A 14,943-nucleotide genomic window follows, 5' to 3' on the forward strand; every position below is an offset into this window, starting at 1 on the left:
AACAGCCGTGCCGCGATCGCGGCTCAGTCGATGCGCCAGCCCAGCAGCGTCGGTCGACCGTCAAAATCATAGACCTTTAGCGGCGCCCGTCGATCTCGACAATCCGGCGATGCCGCAGCCGCTCAGGCTTTGACCAGGCCAAGGTTTCGCAAGATTTTCCTATAGGCAGTGGATGCCATATCCGCGCCAAAGGATTGCTCGGAGTCGCTGGTCAGATCGATGTATCTGGGCCGTTGCCTTTCCACGACGGCAAGATCGTCCATCTGCACCTTTTGCGAGAATGCATTGACTTCCGCATCCGAGCCAAGCCTCAATGATTCATCGAACTGGATCGGATAAAACCAGACGCTCTGTTCCTCGCTGACGGGGCATGCGCAATTGAAGATGGTGAACAGCCCGTCCGGAAAATAAATGTCCAGAATGGCGATAAAAGGCGCATGTATTCTGTAGGCGCGACGCCAGGCGAAATCCTTTGGCGACGGGTGGTCGAATGGATAATTTCCAAGTGAACTGCTGTATTCAAAACCAAAGCCGCCGTCAAAGGATTCGACTTTATACGGCGGCATAGCCTCGGCAGTGCAATCGCTGAATGTCGTCCGATGTACGAATGGCAAGTGCGAAATATCCATGAAGCCTTCGACCTGTCGGCCAGCGGAAGCATTGACGTTCACCGGCGGCGCCACCACCAGCCGCTGGCTTTCACTCTCGCGCCCAAACCCAAGCTCATAGAATGCACCGGCTCCAAGGCTGGTCCACAGCAGCCCATGAGACTCAACGGCCGGATAGGAACAAAGATCGAACCTTTTCAAGTTCTGCACTTGGGGATGAGCTGGAATCCGGGTGCAGGCCCCCAGATGGGCGAATTGCAAGCCGTGGTAAGGGCATTGCAACCCCGCTTCATTCACAGCTCCTGCAGAGAGCGTTTCACCCCGATGCGGGCAGCGGTCATCTGCAACCACAACTTCACCTTGAATTTTATAGATCACCAGCGGCTTGCCAAGCAACACGGCCGCCAGCGGCTTACCTTCTTTCGTGGCTGCCTCGAGGTCCTGCAATCTGGCAACCGGGTAATAGAAATCCATGATGTTCTGTGAGTAGCTCATAAAGCCTCCGACTGATCCGTCAGTAACGCCTCGACAGCGTGCTGCTCGACGACAGGACGGGTTAACCCGGTTCGCGCACGGCGCGATATCCGGTCAGATAGGTCCCCCACCAGGCCTGCAGCAGAGGCAGGACGACCATCAGTCCCATCGCACGAACCTCGCCGCGGCCCCCGCCTCCGTCCAGCCATCCGATGGCTGCCACCACCGCTACCGCGCCTAGCGCACCGCTGACGCGTTGCACGATGTTGACCAGCGTGGCCGCGCCGCCGATGTCCTTTCGGTCCACCGCGGCATAGGCGGCCGCGGTGGTCGGATTGGTCGTCCAGGCCAACCCGATGCCGCGAACAAACATGAACATCGCCGCGATGTCGGACGGCACGGATAGCAGGGCAAATGGCGCCGCAGACACGGCCAGCATGGCGGCTCCGGCCAGGACCACCGGCCGCGGGCCGAAGCGGTCCACCAAGTGGCCGGCGAGATACAGCGCGGATGAGGTTCCGGCCCCCATGAAAACCAACATCATGCCGATTTGCGAGTAACTCATCTCTTGCTGGGCGTGGAAGTACAGCGGGAACAGTAAAAGCCCCCCGAACAGGTTTGCGCTGTTTCCCACGGCCAGCAGCGACGACGCGCGGAACTGGGGATTTCGCATCAGATCGAGCGCCAGCAGCGACGATGGGCTCGTGCGCGCCACCGCGATGAAGAGAGCCAGCAACATGGCGCCGCCGCCGATAAACAGCCAACCGTTTCCGGAAGGGTAGCGAGAGGTGATCTCCGACGCGCCGTACAGAGCCAAAGGCAGCCCGGTAACGATGAGGAAAAACTGTCCCAGAGGAAGTTTGAGGCCGTGCTGGGCCCTGCCCGCCGGCATCACCTTCGCCGCCCATACCGCGGCGATCGCTCCTAACGGCACGTTGATCCAGAACAGCCAGCGCCATGAGGCGACATCGACCAACCAGCCACCTATGCCCGGCCCGATGGCGGCGGCCAGGCTGATCAAGGTGCCGACCACGCCGAGGACGCGGCCGAGTTGGTCGCGCTCGGCGCCTCCTACCAGGATGGCGTGCCCGGTCGGCAGCAGGATTCCGGCAGCCAGCCCCTGGGCGATACGGGCGGCAATCAGCGCGTCGAGGCTGGCCGCAAACGCACAGCCTATCGAGGCCGCGATGAAGGCGGCCAGCGCGACGCCCCAGATCCGTCCATGCCCGAACCGGTGGCCGAACCATGTCGAGGTCGGCAGCGAAACGGCGATGGCGATGAGATAGCTGGTGATGACCCACTGCGCGTCTTCGAGGGGGGCATTCAGATCCGCTTGAACACAGACAAGAGCGAGCGCGGCGAGAGTGGCGTCCAGCATCACCAGCATGCCCCCCATGCCGGACACCAGGCCGATAGACCATACTCGTCGCGATACCTGTGAGGTGCTCATGGCACGGGGCTGCGCGAGACCGCCCTTGCGGACGGCACGCCGGCATCTGCAGCGATGAAGGGAATGTCTGCAGGTGCGTCAGCCTTGGCCTGAAGATCGGCCTTGTGCTCGAAGCCTGCCAACCACGCCAATGCCATCGCCAGAGCGAACGCGGCGGCGACGGCTGCCCTGCGAAGTCGCGTCGGCATGGTGCCGCCGTTGCGATGGATGATCTCCAATACATGGCGCGAAGCCACGCTGAGGGCCAGTACGGTGGCGATGGTAACGAACGCATGGCCGTTGGCTTTTATGGCGCCGCCAAAGTGATTGGACAGCATCAGGAAGACCACGGCGGGCAGGAGAAACGAGTGCTGGTTGCGTCGATCCCAGTACAGCTTCTTGATCGGGTCGAATCGCTCGCCCCGCATCACTGCGGCCATCGCCTCGCGCGTCGCCGGATAGAGATAACCCAGGATATTGACCGATACGGTTATTCCAAGCATCGCGCCGATCTGAATCATCGCGCCTTGCTGCGCGAACAGATTCGCGTAGAGCGATGTCCAGGCCAGAACATGGACGGCGCACGCGGCGTAATAGATGGCCTGGCGGTTCAGCGGGATGCGATTGACCGCCTCATTGATCAGCGGGGCACCAATGAATCCCGCCAGCGAAAGGGCGATTGCTGCGCGAGACGACAGCGACGGGTCGCTGGGGTCGAGCAGGTAGATCTGCGGTTGCCGGTAATAAATCAGGCTGAAAAGGATTAAGCCGGTGCCGAACAGCCAACGGATCAGATTGAAAGACAAGACCAGTCGTTCGAGATCGGATGCACTGGGATGAGTGATTCTTTCCGTTTTCCAGAACCCGAGGCTATGCGTGTCCCAGACCTCGACATCCGCCGCCGAGCTGAGGAATGGACGGGCCCTCATTACCAGCCTGCGCAGCCACAGCACAAAGCCCATCCAGGCGATAGCGGCAATGACATGCAGCCAGCGCACGATGTCGGTCATGAAATCGATCAAAGCATCCATCATGATGGCCTCCTCCGATTAATCAGGCAGGCGTCTTATCCTGCGGCGCCGGTGCCGCCCCACTTCGGTCTGCGCTGAAAATTCGACAGCAGTGGAGAGGTGCTGCTCATGCCGTCGACAGCCCCATTTGTCGTAACAGACGCCTGTAATAAACGGATGCGAGGTCCGCTGCGAAAGAGGCTTCGGCGGCCTCCAACGGAAGATGGCGCGGCTGCTGGTTCTCGACCATCAAACGGTCTTCCGCGAAGATGCGGGCGTTGAAATCCTTGACCGCCTCGTCGGTGCCGATTTCGAAATCGAAACACACCGGGGAGAACAGCACGCTACGATCGCTCGCCACCGGGCTGGCGCCGTTCAAGATATTCAAGCGCCCATTGGGGAAATGCACTGTCAGGTGGGCCAAGTATGGGACGCGAACGTCGAAGCTGCGACGCCAGACGAAGTCCTGCGCAGTCATTCCGCTGCCGACGGCGTAGTTCGAGACCGTGCTGCAGTAATCGAAACGCAAGCCGTCCTCGTCGACCTGGACGGAGTAAGCAGGCACGGCCGTGTTGGCAGGATCGGCAAACGTTGTGGTGTGCACGTGTGCGAAATGGGCCACGTCGATGAAGCCCTCTACTTGTCGCCCCGCACTGGCGGCGATCGGAACCGGATCGGGCGTCACTTTGCGGAATGCCGGATCGTCCCAGTCGGTGCTCAGTTCCGGAAACGGCGAAGGCGAAGTCCCAAGGCAGGTCCAGACCAATCCATAACGCTCCACGGCCGGGTAAGTAGAGAGCCGGAACTGCTGGGACGGGGTGAGATGGGGATGCGCCGGTATATCGGTGCAGCGCCCCTCCTGCCCGAATGCCAAGCCGTGGTAGGGGCATATCAAGGCGCCATCTCGATGCTGCCCCAAGCTAAGCCGCATACCGCGGTGCGGGCAACGATCGGCGGCCACCACGACGTCTTGGCCGGCCCGATACAGCACGAGGTCGGTTTCCAACAGCAATGCGCTGACGGGGCGTTCGCGAACGTCTTCACTGCGCGCTATCGGATACCAATAAGGGAGCAGCTCAGCGTGCATGTCCGGTTGCCCATTCAGTCACTGCCTTGCGCTCGTCGGGTTGCATATCCGTAGCGTTGCCGGGCGGCATGCGTTCGCTCTGCACTACAGCGGCGATCAGGCCGGCATAGAGCGGCATGGTTTCGGACGTGAAGACGATTCCGCGCGGAGCTGAGGCCATGCCAGGGAAGCTGGGTTGCGCGGCGTGGCAAACTGCGCAGCGCCGTTGAACGATCGCATCAGCGCGCAATGGCGCCGCATCCCTGGAGGCTGAGCTCGTAATCGAACTCGCGCTAGAGTGCTCGGGCGGGTGCGTGACCGGGTGCGCGGCACTGCTTGCCGAGACCTGTGTGCTGGCAGGAACGGCGACCGGTTTGGCCGGAGTACGCGGCAAAGCCATCCAGGTTATCCCCAGCGCGAGCGCCACGACCGCAGTCGCAGTGATCCAGCGGGGTTCGATCGGCGTGACCCCGCCATTGTGGTGGGTGGCGTCGAGGACCCATCGAGCAACCACGCTCACAGCCAATATGGTGGTGATGGTAAGGAAAGGGTGGCCGTTATCCCGGACGAGACTTCCCATGTGGCTGGAAAGCATCAGGAAGACGATCGCTAAAGTGATGTACGCATGGCGGCCTCGCCGATCCCAGTACTGCCTGTCGATGGGGTCCGGCTGCTCGCCCTTCAGCACCGCGTTATACGCCTTGCGCATCCTGGGATAGAGGTACCACAAGACATTGAAGGCAATCACTACGCCCAGCATGGCGCCGATCTGGATCATGGCGCCGTGCTGGGAGAACAGGTTCGCATACAGCCCCACCCAGGCGAGGAGATGAGCGATGGATGCGGTCATGTACAGAGTTTTGAAGTGCAGCGGTATGCGATTGACGAACTCGTTGAGCACAGGCGCGCCCACCAGGCCAAACAGCGAGGCTGCGATCGCTTCGCGGGCCGTCAGCGCAGCGATGCTCGGGTCGACCAAGTACGCCAGAGGTTGCCGATAGTAGATCAGGCAGAACAGCACGATGCCGGTGCCGACCAGCCAGCGAATCTGATTGAACGACCAAACCAGGCCGTCCAGCTCTTCGGCAGTCGGTGCTGCGACTTTCGAGGTCCGCCAGAACGACAGGCTGTGCGTGTCCCAGACCTCCATCTCGGACCGCTGATCCAGGAGCGGTTTGGATCGCAGCGTAAGACGCCTTATCCAAAGACCGGCACCCAGCCAAGCGAATGCAGAGAGTACATGCAGCCAACGGGCCACATCGGCCGTTAAGTCGAGCAATGCGCCTATCATCGCGGAATCTCCTAGCCTGCCTCCGGGCGGCTCAAGCGCGGCCCGGGCGCGCCGAGTGTTCGGCATGCGGACTTCACGCTCGGCCGGTGTGGCCACGGCGATAGACGCTCTGAAGCCCCGAGAAGCAGGGGCAACCATTCGAGCCGCTCGCAGCAGCTGCGCTGATTGTTTCGCAAACCCCCTCTCCTTTCCTTGCCAGGTCAGCGCGGCGAATGCGGTCCGTAACGTAACGCTATCGGACAGGACTCGGGCTACTTCTGTGCACACACCTCATAACGCCGGACGCTCACTATTTCTCACTACGCCATAAGCGACGACGGCGCGATGGCATCAGGGCGCACGAGGTTTACCGCTTCGATCAGCCCACAGTCGCGCGCGACCGCGTAGTCCGCCGCCGCCCAGAAAATCGGCAGCCAGCCGCGTGGAAACACGCGATTCAACTGGGAGCGCACTGCCCCATGTTCGGCGTAATCGGCACGCAATCGTTTCAGCCCTGCACAGCTGAGAAAGACCCCGTCGTTGCGGGACGCGAATCTCTCATGAGCAGGCGGCTCGCGAGCAATACTCTCAGGCATTACGTCCCGCCAATCGGTCGCGTACTGGCCGAAATCGGGAAGCTCCAGCAACGCGGAAAAGCGGTAGTTGCTCGTATACCAGCAGCTGCGTAGCAGACCCGAAACTTTGGCCATGTTGTATGCATGCGCCTGGCACAGGCTCATCCCCTCGGGGCGAGCGCGACCACTATGCGACAAAATGGCTTTCAGCCTGGCCGAGGCGTCCAGGCCCAGTCCTAGTTGCAGGCCCAGGCGCTCGATGGACGCATCGCGGTCCATATCGTCGAAGTACAGGCTGTGTACTTCGGCCGGCGCAAACGGGTGATAGCTGATGTGAATACCCATGAAGCGTTCCGTCCCTAGACTGACCGACCGCACGGCATGAACAATGGCTGCTGATTCATCAGCCGTTGACTTCCAGTATTTCAGCGCCCCCCAAGTTCGCAATGATGACGATGGTCCGCATCATCGAGTCCTTGTCGGGGTAGGACTCACCATGGGCCATCGGCTCCCCATTGCCGCCGACCAGCCGCCAGCGCCACTGCCCATCGGTCAGCGACCCGGCCAGAAACGCATTGGACAATGAGCGCTGCCCGCCCGGTTTCATGCCTTCCCGATAAACCTCGAAGTGCGGTTTGCCAGCCATGGCGCTCCCTCCCCCTGGTTACTGGGACAACGGCGCTCGACGCTCCTTGCGGCCAACGGTCACCGGAGGCGGCCGGGGCACATCGCCGGGGGCACTTAGGGCCCGCATCTGACCGAAGACGCGCAGGCCTTGCTGTTCGCGGCCATACAGCTCCTCGAAGTCGGACAAGAACTCAGGCGCGACCACCCGCGAATGTCGTTCGGTGCATCGCGGAATAGACGGCGGTGGTCGCCTGAGTCCAGGCCAGTCCGATGCCGCGGACTGTAGATGAAGATAAAGACCCCGGACTTCGGCTGGGTCTTACTTTGTCGATTTCGAAGGTTGAAGTTGTATCTGTTGCGACGGAACACCTGATGCATGGGGCAGCCCATGTTGATCAAGATTCGAGGCGACCTGGAAGTGCGACTGCATGCGCTCTCTTAATGTGCTTTGCCCCGAATCAGCCGTCGCTACACGTCGAAGCGCAACTACGATTTGCGCTTATGTTCAGATACCGCCCTTCGGGCTACGAATAGCATTGACTCGGTCTTAGAAGCTGATAGATGCTGGCCGTGAGAGCGCCTACCGAGGGATTAATGGACGTCAAGACCGTCGCAGCTGCAATAGCCCTTGCTGCCGTCACTTCTGGCTGCCAGTTTTCGGCAAGCACCTTGGTGAATCAGCACGCCACGCTGCCAACCGTTGATCGAATAGGCTCAGCGACTCAACCTAAATCAACCTCCGCCCCTGTCGATATAGAGAGCACGCTTGAATCGCTAAGTTATCTTGAAGCCAGAGCACTGCTACTCGAAGAAGGGTGGAGCCCGGTGGTTAGCAAGACCTGCAACGAAGACGTCGTGGGAAGCTACGAACTACAATGCGTAGCCAAGAAGATCAGCTCATGGTGCCATCTCTGCGCCGAGCTTCCAGAACTTCAGACATGCACATCGAATGGCTTGTGTGCGATGCAATTCTCGCTTCCTGGCACTGCGAAGAAGATTTCGATTGCAACTTATGGCGACATCGAAACATGGCGGGCTTCTCCTGAGAAGACGGACCTCATGATTCAGGGAGCGAAACTGACAGAAGGGAACTGACACGAGTGAAGATCATAGTGGCAGCCCCAGTTCCACAGTCGTCTTGAAATACGAATGCAACAAGCAGTAAACAGGGAAAGTTTATGAGCGATATCCATCTCAATGGAGTACCTATCGACGAGTTGATCGCACGAGCGCGCGATGCAGCGTTGGATCGTGATCTTGCCAACATTAACTGTTGCACATGCCGCGAACTCGGCCCTCTGCTGGGGGGGGGCGGGCTGCCAACCGCCCCTAAGTCCCAACCTAAGATAAGGCAGCCCGGGCCAACAGCCCCATCCCCCGCCTACACCCCTCAAGAGAATGAAGCGATGAACTTCAGAAAAGTGGCAGCGACTGTTGGGCTTGCTGCATTGGGCGCCGTAGCGTGCCAAGGAGAAACGACAGCGACCTCAAAAGAACCTGAAGCACGAGAGCAGTTTACCAAACAGCTCGTAGCCGAGAGTCGCAGCAAGCAGATAAGCCCCACAAATGTGGAGCAAGCAATTCGGTCGACGATGAGCGAGCAATACGGTGATTCCTTCGACTCTGGACTGGGTTGCTGGCGATATGCCTTGGAAGCGAACGGTGAGCGCTATGAGTACTGCATGGCGCCTCGCGGGCACCAACTCGTGGAAACCAGCCAAGGCCAAATGCTTTACTTCTTTGCGTCAAATCGCTCCGACATTAAGGACGATCCCAAATACCTTTACTCGTTGCCCGACTCCGGGGTCATGGGCGCCTTCGCGCTAAGGTTGAACTCTTCGTCCGCATGGACTTTGACGGCCGCGACCAAGGACCTGGATTTCGGCTCGATCGGCAACTGCGGTTGCGAATCCGCCAAGCTTGTGAAGCTAGGCCGGGAGTACTACGGCTGGATGTTTGTCAGCGGCGGCGTTTGGCAAGGGATCGCTTCACTGTCCCACAACCTGGTAGCTCCGCACAGGAAGGAGTTCGTCGACCTGAGCGAAATACCCATGCAAACCGAGAGCGATCAGGACTCGGAGTACAGGATCGAGATCGACGACTCTTCGGTCGATGAAGATCACTATCCGGTGATCGTGACCAAAGTTAGGCCGGGTGGCGATTCCGAGCGCACGAAAGTAGCCTTCGACCGCACCCGCTGGCGCTACTCGCTGCCTAAGTAGAGCACCTGGAGCTGGCGATCATTTTCATAAGGACTTGAGATGAGTCGGGAAGAAAACTGGGAACAGAACAAAGGACTCTTGGCTCAAGCGGCCACTGAGGCAGGTATTGACCCGGGCATAATGGCCCGGATCGCTGGATTTGAATCCGGATTCCGGACTGACGCACGGCCAGTTCATCGCAGGCCAGAACTGAACACGGTGCGGCAGTTCGATGGCGTTATGGCGATGTCCACTGGGTACGGCCTTGGTCAGTTCCTGGACGGCACCTGGAAGGAAATGATCAATGCGTACGGTGAAAAGTATGGTGTCGCCGACGCATCCAGAATGACGGACGCACAGACGAACGATCCGATATTACGGACCGATCCTGCCATCCAAGCCGCAATGCTCGCTGAGTTCACTCGAGAGAACATCGATAAGGGCGCCGCGTTAGGTGGGACCGACGCCGACGCAAATGTCTATGCTTTCCATAATCTTGGAGCAGGTGATGCAAAACGGTTCTTGAGGGCACTCGCTGAGAATCCTAGCCAGCCCGTCGACGGGATATTGTCCGGCCGTGTAATCAGGGGGAACCCTTCGCTTTATGGAGATGGCAGCCGAACCGTTGGCGAGGCCTATGGCATCATGGGCGGGTTGATGCGCCAGTACGAAGAATATGCGGTCGAGGCTGTTCAGATGACGACCGCGTTCAGAGGCGTGCCGTATGCCAATCCAGAGCACCGACCTCTGAATGCAGGTAGCAAGGGGCACTCAGTCAAGTCCTTGCAACAGGACTTGAATGCCATTGGTGCGACGGACGGTCGTGGTGGGCCGCTAGTTGCGGACGGCGCCTATGGCCACAACACCAGAGAAGCCGTTGGGAGATTTCAGCAACAGAACAATCTATCCGTGACGGGTAATGCGGACAGTGCAACACTCGCGGCTATCAGCGCCCAGGCTTCGGCGGTGCGGTCGTCGCCGAATATCCAAGACGTTGCACGGAAATTTCAACCTGCGGGCTTCCGCCAAGACTGGCTGCAGACCGACGAGAGCGGGCTGCCGAACTATCTGTACGCCGCCGCCGAGAAGCCCCGGCGCGACGATCCCCAACAGACCCGAGGCGCCCTAGCGGACGGTGCGCTGAAGATAGGCGAACGGGGTCCGGAGGTCACGAAGCTGCAGGAAAGCCTGATCCAGCTCGGCATCAACGATCACGTCAAACAGCCCGTCAAGGCAGACGGTGTATTCGGTCCCGACACGCAGCGGGCGGTGCAAGCCTTCCAGCTCTGGCACGGCATCGATCAGGTCAATGGCATAGCCGATCGCCAGACGATGGCTGCCATCAACACGCAGGCCGGTTTGGCGATCATCCAGCGGTCGGCCGATCAGGTGCACGGCGTGCCTGCGCGAGACTTCGTCGCCAACGTCGGTATCGCCGCGCGTATCGATCCGGAGGCGGCAGCCAATCCGCGCGACGTCGGCTATACGCCCGCCAGCGTTGTCGCGCCGGCTCCGGTGCAGCCCGCGCCGCTGACTCCCAAGGCAGAGCCCGTTGCGCCCGCGGTGGGGCCGACGACCGCGCCCGGCAGGTCCGAACCCACGGTCGACGCTGTTCGGTTGTCGCCGAGCGATCAAGCGATGTTCGCGAAGATACGCGGAAAGGTATCGACCGACATACCGGACGAAACAGTCGCAGCGGCGATGCTCGCGGCCAAGCGCAACGGCATACCCGACGCGGAGAGCATAGGACCGGTCGGCGTCGCCAATGGCACGCTTTGGGTAAGCGCACACACCCCGGGCTTTCATACCGGCGTCTCAGTCACCGCCCCCGCCCCACCCATGCAAGATACTCTGCGCGAAACGCAGTCTTTCAATCAGCAGCGCGATCAACAATTGTCGCAAGAGGCTGCGCAGCGCGGGCAGGACGATCCGAATCGCGGTCCGAGGATGTAGTTAGATCAACCTCACGCACAACCAGGCCACGACACCGCGCCTCATGGCGACGATAGGCCTTCGACACACCTGGCCGCCGCAACCGCAATTGAGACGGCCAGGAACAGCGCGGTTTCCATGAAGGCGTCGGGGGTCTGCAGGTCCCGCAGAAGAGTTCGCGGTCGGGCGTTCCATTAGAGACGAGCGTCCAGCGCGAGCCGCAACCGCGCCAAAACATCTGCGGCCAAAACTGTTCGACCTCGGGCAACGGGCCGGGCTCGTTTTCCGGGAGACCTCTGGTTATGGCTGGCGTGAGTTTACGGGGAGGCGACACAAAAAATCGGCGCCCACCAAGGGCGCCGAGTTGGGATGAGTTGGAGGGCAGGCAAAACGTCGCCCGCCCCCGGCTTTTTCGCTGCCGATCAGGGCAAGGTGTTCAAGGTCGCCCGCACCGGCCTTGAGAAGTTGAAACCATCGTGCCGGTCCCAATTGACCGACCAGGTCATGACGCCGCGGAAGCTGGGATAGGCCTGCTGGGGCCGGATGGTTCCGCAACTCTGCAGCCGCGTCAGGCAGTTCAGGGCATTGGCGATCGTGGCCGACGATGCCTGTCCGCTGTTGGCCGAGGACGGGCCCGAGGGCAGCCCGAGCGCCACCTGTTCCGGCCGCAGGCCGTTGAAGACGATGCCGGTGTTGTTGTTGGTCCTGAACCCCTCGATCAGCATCAGGCTGGCGCCGACCAGCATGTCGACCGATCCCTCGGGCAAGCCGTTCTGGCTGTACGGCGAATACAGCGCGCCGTTGTTGTAGTACTGCACGTGGATCAAGTCCAGCTCCTGGCGCAGTCCGTCGATGATCGGCAGATAGGCGCCCCAGATACCGCTGTACGCGACAAACCCGCCCTGGACATACGGGTGCTCGGGCGCCATCGACAGGTAGAACGACGGACCGATGCGCGTATTGAGCTGCTTGACCGCCGTGACCAGGTTGGTCTGCACGGCCGCCCCGTGGTAGACGCCCGCGCCGCTTTCCAGGTCGATGTCCACGCCGTCGAAACCGTAGTAGCGGATCAGGTCCTCCATGCTGTTGACGAAGTTCGCGACCTGGGTCGCGTTGTTCAGGGTCACCGTGCCGTTCTGGCCGCCCAGCGACAGTACGACCTTCTTGCCACGCGCACGCGCCGCGGCCACGTCGGCCCTGAACTGCGCTTCCGTTCCGGCGCCCGGATCGACCGTGAAGCTGACGGCGCCGTTACCCGCATCGTCGCCGAAGGCCACCACGATGACGTCGAAGTCGTTGGAGACCTGGCTGATCGGGATGGTCGGTCCGGAGGGATTGGTGAAGTTGTGCCAGTACCCCACCAGCGCATGGCGCGGCAAGGTGTTGTCACCGCCGGCGCTGGTGGTCGCGCTGATCTGCGTGCCTTGCGCCGAGGCGTTGCCGGCGTTGTCGCGGGCGCGCACGCGGAAGGTGTAGGCCGTGGACGCGGCCAGGCCGGTGTTGCTGAAGGACGTACCGGCAGGCGAGCCGACCAGCGCGCCATTGCGGTAGACGTCGTAGCCGGCGATGCCGCTGCCGCCTGCGTTGTCGGTGGAGGCGTTCCAGCTCAGGTTGACGCTCGACGAAGTTACCGACGTCGCGACCAGTCCGGCCGGCACGCTGGGTGCGGTGGTGTCGGGCGTGCCGGTGTTAACGGTGATGTTGGCCGTTGCGGAAGTAGTGGCGGCGCCCTCGTTGTCGGTGGCGACCGCAGTGATCGCGTAACTGCCTGCGGCCGCATTGGTCCAGGCCGCGCTGTAGGGGGGCGTGGCATCGATGCCCAGCGAGGTGCCGCCACGGAAGAACTGCACCTGGGCGACGGTGCCGTTGGCATCGGCTGCATTCGCCGTAGCGGTGATGGTGGCGCCTGCAGTGAAGCTCGCGCCGTTCGCCGGTGCGGTCAACGTGACCGTTGGCGGCTGGTTGCCGCCCGCGCTGCAGGCACCCAGATCCTGGTAGTAGCCGCAGCTGGGGCAGTGCGTGGGCGGTGTATTCCAGATCGACATAGTCGCCTGGTACAGCCGCCCCTGATAGACGAGCTTGCTGCCCGCGTTATAGATGGTGGCCGCGTTCCATTCGGCGATCCCCGTGCAACTGACGCTCTGCGCGTGCGCTGGCGACAGCGAGGCCGCCAGCCAAACGCCGGACAGCAAGATTCCTGCCAATCTGATGCTCATTAGGTGTGTTCTCCAGGTACCTGGTGGATAGGGAAGGAGGCGGGCGCGACGCGCCGACCTTTCAAGCCACGCGGCAAACCTGCTGCGCGCGGCTCTTCCCCCCAGAGAACAATGACAACGGTCGTGCGGTCAGTTGCTGACCGCGCAGTGCGCTGCATGCATGTGCAGCGCTATCGGACGCCGCCGACTGTGGTGGGCGGCGCCCCGCATGTCAAGCAGCCCCATTCCGATTAATGCGGTGCCCGTCACACCGCGAAACAGGCTGCCGTGCCGCGATGTGCGCACGCGCCTGAGCATGCTCGATCGGCATGACCTGAAGCGCCGGCACCGCATCGAGCGCAAGGCGACGTTGCGCGAGGCGGGTGCATCATGCGGGAAGCGTCCATCGATACCGACGCTATTGAATATCGAAGGGTCACAGGCGGCTCGATGGGCGTCGAGATGCGTGGCTTTAGCCGCCCATCAAGCAGATGCATAACGATCGTCGAATGAGTCCCTCTGGCACGACCACTGCCTTAATTCGCTTCGCAGTCCACCTGCGCCCGCAACTCGACAGGCAGATTCAATCCTGAGCACAACGATGGGGCCAGGCTGAGCCCCCCCCTGCTTTCCGCGGCTTGGGCTCGAGGGCACCGCGCGACCGCCACGCATCGCCCGGAAGCGAGAACGCTTCCGGGCCCTCGCCTTGCTTAATAGGTTAGATATTCCAGACGTTTCACGCCCAATTTCGTAGGGGATTCGTTCCGCTCGTCGGCACTGAAGCCTTTCCCACTCATGGTGTCCAGGTTGATCAGGAAGCTGAAGATACTCGGACCCGGACCGGTCTCTCCGTTGTCCCTGGGGTATTGCGCGTTGCCGTGGCAACCCATGCATCCACCCATCACCACCTTATCGACATTCTTAGGGAACCCCGCCTTCCCATTCACGCGCAGGATACTTGGTAGCCCGCGCTCGGCAACCAGGGTGAATTCCTTCTTGTCGGGGTGGGGATCCATGACTCCGCCCTTGAACAACTGGATACCAGGCTGGCTGCTCTCGACCACGATATTCGCCAGGTAATAGTCCTGGGTAAGCGGATCAGGCGTCTTCGGCGTTATGGAGCTGTCCTCGTTCGTGGGCAACACCTGGATCCCTACGAGACGATAGTATTGCCACACCGATTTCTCGAACCCGGGCGCTTTGGCCATGGCTTTCTGGACTTCATTGTTGACGTCAAAGACAGCGCTTGTCCCTACCGGTGGATTCTTCACCTTGATCGGACCCGAAAACCCGTGAGGCACGGTGAATTTGCCGGGAATGACATCGTAGCCGTTCGCACTATTTATCTCGCCCGCCAAGGGCAGCGCGACCAGGGTACGGCTGGATCCGGTATTGAGGATGGCCGACGGCCGCGTCCCTGGCGGTACCGAGGCATCGTATTGCATTTGGTCATAGAGGTTGACGACATACAACCCGGTGTCTTTGCTGTCTGGCGTGGTCAGGCTGTCCACCTGTTCGAAGGTGGTGTAGACGAACGCCGGGTAGTTCTCCATCTT

General features: G+C 61.1%; 12 protein-coding genes. 3 read left to right on the forward strand and 9 right to left on the reverse strand.

Going from position 1 to position 14,943, the window contains the following annotated elements:
* Positions 1-122: 122 nt before the first annotated feature.
* The 7 genes from GLA29479_RS23915 to GLA29479_RS19605 all read right to left on the reverse strand — a co-directional run bounded on the left by GLA29479_RS23915 (position 123) and on the right by GLA29479_RS19605 (position 7,078).
* Positions 123-1,103 carry a Rieske 2Fe-2S domain-containing protein gene (locus GLA29479_RS23915; RefSeq protein ID WP_082638821.1) on the reverse strand — a complete coding sequence of 327 codons (981 nt, stop codon included), beginning with the start codon at positions 1,101-1,103 and terminating at the stop codon, positions 123-125.
* A 61-nt stretch (positions 1,104-1,164) separates the two neighbouring features.
* The gene (locus tag GLA29479_RS19580) at positions 1,165-2,532 is read right to left on the reverse strand and encodes an MFS transporter (RefSeq protein ID WP_082638822.1); all 1,368 of its coding nucleotides are present in this window, start codon (positions 2,530-2,532) and stop codon (positions 1,165-1,167) included.
* Entirely contained in the window at positions 2,529-3,545 is a 1,017-nt protein-coding gene (locus GLA29479_RS19585; RefSeq protein WP_057972573.1) for a urate hydroxylase PuuD, read from the reverse strand. The genes GLA29479_RS19580 and GLA29479_RS19585 overlap by 4 nt, the downstream gene beginning before the upstream one ends.
* Positions 3,546-3,648: 103 nt before the next feature.
* Entirely contained in the window at positions 3,649-4,608 is a 960-nt protein-coding gene (locus GLA29479_RS19590) for an aromatic ring-hydroxylating oxygenase subunit alpha (RefSeq protein ID WP_082638823.1), read from the reverse strand.
* Complete coding sequence (locus GLA29479_RS19595) at positions 4,598-5,878, reverse strand: urate hydroxylase PuuD (protein ID WP_057972575.1); 1,281 nt, start codon at positions 5,876-5,878, stop codon at positions 4,598-4,600. Before GLA29479_RS19595 ends, GLA29479_RS19590 begins: the two co-directional genes overlap by 11 nt.
* A gap of 299 nt (positions 5,879-6,177) precedes the next feature.
* Positions 6,178-6,777 (reverse strand): hypothetical protein, encoded by a 600-nt coding sequence (locus GLA29479_RS19600; RefSeq protein ID WP_144436635.1) that lies wholly within the window; start codon positions 6,775-6,777, stop codon positions 6,178-6,180.
* Positions 6,778-6,835: 58 nt separating this feature from the next.
* Positions 6,836-7,078 carry a YegP family protein gene (locus GLA29479_RS19605; RefSeq protein ID WP_057916423.1) on the reverse strand — a complete coding sequence of 81 codons (243 nt, stop codon included), beginning with the start codon at positions 7,076-7,078 and terminating at the stop codon, positions 6,836-6,838.
* A 575-nt stretch (positions 7,079-7,653) separates the two neighbouring features.
* Between GLA29479_RS19605 and GLA29479_RS24835 the strand changes: the two genes are divergently transcribed.
* The 3 genes from GLA29479_RS24835 (at position 7,654) to GLA29479_RS19615 (ending at position 11,213) form a co-directional block, all read left to right on the forward strand.
* Positions 7,654-8,154, forward strand: a complete 501-nt coding sequence (locus tag GLA29479_RS24835; protein WP_144436636.1) for a hypothetical protein — start codon at positions 7,654-7,656, stop codon at positions 8,152-8,154.
* Positions 8,155-8,237: 83 nt separating this feature from the next.
* Complete coding sequence (locus GLA29479_RS24840; RefSeq protein ID WP_144436637.1) at positions 8,238-9,281, forward strand: cytochrome c-type biogenesis protein; 1,044 nt, start codon at positions 8,238-8,240, stop codon at positions 9,279-9,281.
* Positions 9,282-9,320: 39 nt separating this feature from the next.
* Positions 9,321-11,213: a peptidoglycan-binding domain-containing protein gene (locus tag GLA29479_RS19615; protein WP_082638825.1), complete on the forward strand. Its 1,893-nt coding sequence runs from the start codon at positions 9,321-9,323 to the stop codon at positions 11,211-11,213.
* A gap of 401 nt (positions 11,214-11,614) precedes the next feature.
* Here GLA29479_RS19615 and GLA29479_RS19620 read toward each other — a convergent pair whose 3' ends face one another.
* Positions 11,615-13,408, reverse strand: coding sequence for an Ig-like domain-containing protein (locus GLA29479_RS19620; protein ID WP_057972580.1), 1,794 nt, complete (start codon positions 13,406-13,408; stop codon positions 11,615-11,617).
* Between the two features lie 689 nt (positions 13,409-14,097).
* The gene (locus tag GLA29479_RS19625; RefSeq protein ID WP_144436638.1) at positions 14,098-14,940 is read right to left on the reverse strand and encodes a hypothetical protein; all 843 of its coding nucleotides are present in this window, start codon (positions 14,938-14,940) and stop codon (positions 14,098-14,100) included.
* Positions 14,941-14,943 lie beyond the last annotated feature (3 nt).

Source organism: Lysobacter antibioticus, assembly GCF_001442535.1.
Taxonomy (GTDB): domain Bacteria; phylum Pseudomonadota; class Gammaproteobacteria; order Xanthomonadales; family Xanthomonadaceae; genus Lysobacter; species Lysobacter antibioticus.